This window comes from Persicitalea sp. (genome assembly GCF_041751555.1).
Lineage (GTDB): Bacteria > Bacteroidota > Bacteroidia > Cytophagales > Spirosomataceae > Persicitalea.
Window position 1 is genome coordinate 1 of sequence record NZ_JBGSXF010000034.1, and the last position, 4,393, is coordinate 4,393.

Consider the following 4,393-nt stretch of genomic DNA (forward strand, 5'->3'; position numbering starts at 1 on the left):
ATGGCCGATTGCCGCGATACGGCGGAGGATTTGGAGACGCCCCAAAGTGGAGTCGTCTTGGACGAAGATATGGGGGAAGTGTTTTTGAAAAAACTTTTTCTGGGTTCGTGTGGGCTGGTCAAGGTGGCTAGTGCCGGGAGGGGGAAGCGAGTATGGGCCAGTAGCGAGTTTGGAATCGGGTCGGTCTTTACCGAAAATTTCAATCGCTATTTTAAAATATTACCCTATGCGCAATTCCATGGTGTAAGGCAGGCTACCTGGCCACAAATATTGAAAAACACGGAGTCGAACGGAATTTATTCCAGAAACGATAATCGTCTTCGGGAGTTGGATACCCAGCAAGCCGTTTACGAAATCAAAGCCTGTTCGGCTTCCCAGCGCCGCCAAACTACTCGATACGCAACGTACAAATACTCCCGCACCGTCTGGGATATACAATCCATGCTCGATAGTTACCGGATTTCAGGGGGAGATTATAAAAAACTCAGCGATGAAATCAGCCGGGCTTTTAGCCGGGATGCCAAAATAAACCTTGTCCGAAAGAACAAGTACCCCGAGAGCCATCCCCAAGCAAAAAAAATAGAAGCTGAAATGAACGTCGCTGACTTTTTAGCTCAGTTCAAAAGTGCCTCGTCTCAGATTCAGTCCGTTAAACCGGACTTCGGTAACTTCAAACGAACGCCGAATAAAGAGTACCTTACCGAATTGACAATCACCCTAGAGTTCGATGAGTTGTTTTGATGCCGAACCGCAAAACCTACCCGTTATGAAATGGATTCTGCTCGTACTTGTGTTCTTGTCTTCTTCCGTAAATTCCCAAACCCTCCACGCCATTCTGGTCTCGGACGTAGAAGACCCCAAGTTGGGCGGTGTCAGCTTGAGCGACGAGAAACAAATCCTGCAAATCCTGAAAACCGCCGAGTCGGGTACAGGTCTGAAACTTAAAGAGTATCCTCATAACCGCGCGAACTTCACGGCCAAGGCGGTTCGGGAAACGCTGAATCAAATGCGGATCGGCGCACAGGACGTGGTTTTCTTCTACTACACGGGGCTGGGCTATTACCCCGATGCGAATAGTCAATTTCCGGCGTTCAAGCTGAAAGAAAGCGCCTTGCAGCCCCTGCTATCTTTTTTCAGCAGTGAGCCACCACTGTCTCTCGACGAGGTGGGTGATATTTTGCAGGAAAGAGGCGCACGGCTTAATGTCGTCATGGCCGATTGCCGCGATACCACGCTAGAGTTTATAACCTATCCTGGTGCGCTTCTGGACGAGGAAGTCAAGAAGGTGTCTTTGAAGAAACTGTTTCTGGGTTTCTGCGGGCTAATCAAGATAGCCAGCGCCAAAAAAGGGCAAAAAGTTTGGGGAGATACGGGTAAGGGTTCGCTATATACCTTCATATTCAATGAATTTGCTTTTCAGGAATGTCTCCAATTCGGGTTTATCGGCGTGAGGGCAGCAACCTGGCCGAAACTTCTGAAGCGCGCGGGATCCCACCCTGATACTCTTAATTTTGAGTACTTTTCCATTAATCGTGCTTCAATCGATCAAACACCCGTATTCGAATTTATAGCCGGCACGCCCAACCAGCTCCGCAATACCACCACGTACCCTTCGTACCAGAATTCCATGACTACCGGAGATATTCAGGGAGAGCTCTTAACCTATAAACGCGAAGGAGGAAATTATGAAGAAGTAAGTGACAAAATCAGCAAAGCTTTTTACCCGAATGCTAAAATTGAATTGAAACGTGAAAACAAATATCCCAGCAGCGATCCGAGAGCCAAGCAAGCAGCCGATGTAATGAGTATTGCGGATTATTTGACCCATTTTAAGACAGTAGCTGATCGCATAGAGAAAGTGAAGGTAGACGCTGCGAGCGTAAAGCGAAACCCCAATTGGGAATATATCACCAGCCTGACCATCATTGAAACTTACGATGAATTGTAGTATTTAACTTTCTCTACCCTATGCGCCAATTATTCCTTCTTCTCTTTTCGCTTTTCGTTCATTCCGGGCTTTACGCCCAGGGAATGAATTTTGATGACGCCTCCTACGAGAAAGTACCGCAAAAGTACTTGGCGCAAGCGACTGCTTCCGCCGCACTACCTGCCCGCGTTGATCTGTCGCCCTACGCACCCAGCGTGATGCACCAGGGGAAGTTTGGTACCTGCGTGGGCTTCGCTTCGGCCTACTACGGCCGCACGATTCTGGAAGCCGTGAGCCGGGGCATCACCGATCGCGCCAAAATCGACTCGCTGAGTTTTTCGCCTTCCTTTCTGTACAACGCCATCAAGGATTCGACGGACAGTAATTGTCAAAACGGTAGCCTGATCGACACAGCCATGATCTATATGCGCGAAATCGGCGTCGCACGATTCTCCGAAAAAGGCTACCGCGATTGCAATCCGAACGACCCGCAACTTGCCCGCGCCGATAGCCGAATCATGGATTACGTCCGGTTGTTTGACTTGGGCGACAAGCAGGGCAGCGTAGTCGTGGCTACTAAAAAAGCCCTGGCAGAAATGACGCCCGTCATCATCGCCTTCCAGACGACGCCCTCGTTTAATCATTTAGGTTTTTTTGGCCAAATCTGGCGCTGGATCAAGCGGCTTTTTGGCGGCGAGGACGAGTCGGGCCTGTGGAAGCCTGCCGACTCGAATAAACGGAGCACCGGCCACGCGGTCTGCGTGGTGGGTTATGACGACAATAAGTTTGGCGGTGCCTTCAAAATCGTTAACAGTTACGGTAAAGACTGGGGCGAGGACGGCTACTTTTGGATGACCTACCCCGACTATAACGAATACACCAAGTATGGCTACCAGGCTTACCTGCCCATCGCGCCCGATTCCGCCGGGGTGACGATGGCGGGCAGAGTGTCTGTGCAATTTGCCACGTTCGTGACCGACAACGAAGTACCCTACGAGCGGAACGTCGAAGGGAAAACCAACCAGGGCAACGAAAATCAGGAAGGCATGGTGGCCTACAAGCTGCGTGACGCCCAACGGTCAGGCAGTAGTTACAAGTTCGTGACCGAAGTGGATCGAGGGGCCTACATATATATCTTGGCGGGGAGTTCTTCCGACCCGAGCATAACGACTCTCTTTCCGGTATCGGACAAGATTAGTCCCCATATCGGGGCCAACACCACCATGCTACTGCCATCGGAGAGTTTACACTACAAGCTGGACAATGTGGTGGGTACCGAGTACTGGCTCTTCCTCTTTTCGAAAAATGCACTCAACATAGAACACTACCTTTGCGAGATGAAAAAGGTACAAGGCAACTTCACCAACCGCGCGTTGACCGCTTTTGGCGAAGACCTAGTGCCCTACGAGAAAGTAGAATACGACAACCGAAAAGTAAACTTCACGCTACGCGGCCAACAGGAAGGACACATCGTGCCGTTACTTATTAGTCTGGAACACAAATAGGGCTTACTTTTTGCCCATCCGTGAGCCAAGCAGATAACCGACGATGAGGCCGACCACCAGACCGATGAAATTAGGCACGCTTTCCGCCGGAATGCAAAAATTGAACTGATCCGTAAAAACAAGTACCCCGCCAGCGATGCCCGCGCCAGGCGGGTGACAGAGCGAATGAGCATTGGCGAGTACCTTGATCGTTTTAAAAAAAATACCGATCAGATCAAGTATGTCGGTACACTCTTCGATAGTATGAAGCGAACGCCTAACAAAGAGTATCTTACGAGATTGACTCTTATCGAAACGTATGACGAATTGTAGGATTTCCCTCCACACTACTGGACATTTTCTAAAATCATAATCGGTGTCGGTATTTTGTTGGTTCCTAATTCACTGAATAGATGTCGGCAAAAAGTGAGCATGTTGGCACAGAATCGCATCAAGCTGTTCAGGCCGTGCCTGAAGACAGACTCCTCCCTTTCCTGTGCCCCATCCGGGTATAGTTTGATGCGCACCTTACTGTACGTTTTCAACCCTTCCTTGATTGAAAGCACATAGGCGAACACGACAATGGCCATCAGCAACTGGCATCGGGATTCGGTGCCCAGATTCATGGCCTCCAGTGAGAAGCCATTCGTCTTCATATGCTTGAAAAAGGCCTCAATCTTCCAGCGCATGCGATATTTGTCGGCTATCGACCGGGCGGGTTCCCGAAGGCTGGTCACCAGCAAGACCAGGGGATCATCAGCATCCTGCCTGCAGTTTTTGAGCACCACGAAATTGAGCGGGATTTCCTCCAAAACAAAAGGCTTCCCCAGCACTTTTCCGGCCACTTTACTGCGCTTGACCTTGCTGCACAACTGCATGTAGCTTCTGCCAGCGGATTGATCTATGGCTTCCTTATAGGTTCCGCTTTTTAGCCTGACAATGAAATCTATTTCATTGTCTATGAGGTATTTCAACCACTTCA

Annotated in this window: 5 protein-coding genes; 3 read left to right on the forward strand and 2 right to left on the reverse strand. The window is 49.7% G+C overall.

Going from position 1 to position 4,393, the window contains the following annotated elements:
* The 3 genes from ACEW8P_RS01000 to ACEW8P_RS01010 all read left to right on the forward strand — a co-directional run.
* Positions 1-741: hypothetical protein (locus ACEW8P_RS01000; RefSeq protein WP_373511247.1), on the forward strand; the 741-nt coding region annotated here is incomplete at its 5' end.
* A gap of 25 nt (positions 742-766) precedes the next feature.
* On the forward strand, positions 767-1,948 hold the full coding sequence (locus ACEW8P_RS01005; RefSeq protein WP_373511248.1) for a hypothetical protein: 1,182 nt from the start codon (positions 767-769) through the stop codon (positions 1,946-1,948).
* 20 nt (positions 1,949-1,968) lie between these two features.
* On the forward strand, positions 1,969-3,432 hold the full coding sequence (locus ACEW8P_RS01010) for a C1 family peptidase (RefSeq protein ID WP_373511249.1): 1,464 nt from the start codon (positions 1,969-1,971) through the stop codon (positions 3,430-3,432).
* A gap of 3 nt (positions 3,433-3,435) precedes the next feature.
* Here the strand turns inward: ACEW8P_RS01010 and ACEW8P_RS01015 are convergent, their stop codons facing one another.
* Both ACEW8P_RS01015 and ACEW8P_RS01020 read right to left on the reverse strand, forming a co-directional pair.
* The gene (locus ACEW8P_RS01015; RefSeq protein WP_373511250.1) at positions 3,436-3,759 is read right to left on the reverse strand and encodes a hypothetical protein; all 324 of its coding nucleotides are present in this window, start codon (positions 3,757-3,759) and stop codon (positions 3,436-3,438) included.
* Positions 3,759-4,393 (reverse strand): transposase (locus tag ACEW8P_RS01020; RefSeq protein ID WP_373511251.1); only part of this gene is annotated, 635 nt, incomplete at its 5' end. The genes ACEW8P_RS01020 and ACEW8P_RS01015, both read right to left, overlap by 1 nt.

Bases quoted from the DNA above. Each gene is read 5' to 3' on its own strand.
- ACEW8P_RS01010 (WP_373511249.1), top strand. From the start codon at position 1,969: ATGCGCCAATTATTCCTTCTTCTCTTTTCGCTTTTCGTTCATTCCGGG.
- ACEW8P_RS01005 (WP_373511248.1), top strand. From the start codon at position 767: ATGAAATGGATTCTGCTCGTACTTGTGTTCTTGTCTTCTTCCGTAAAT.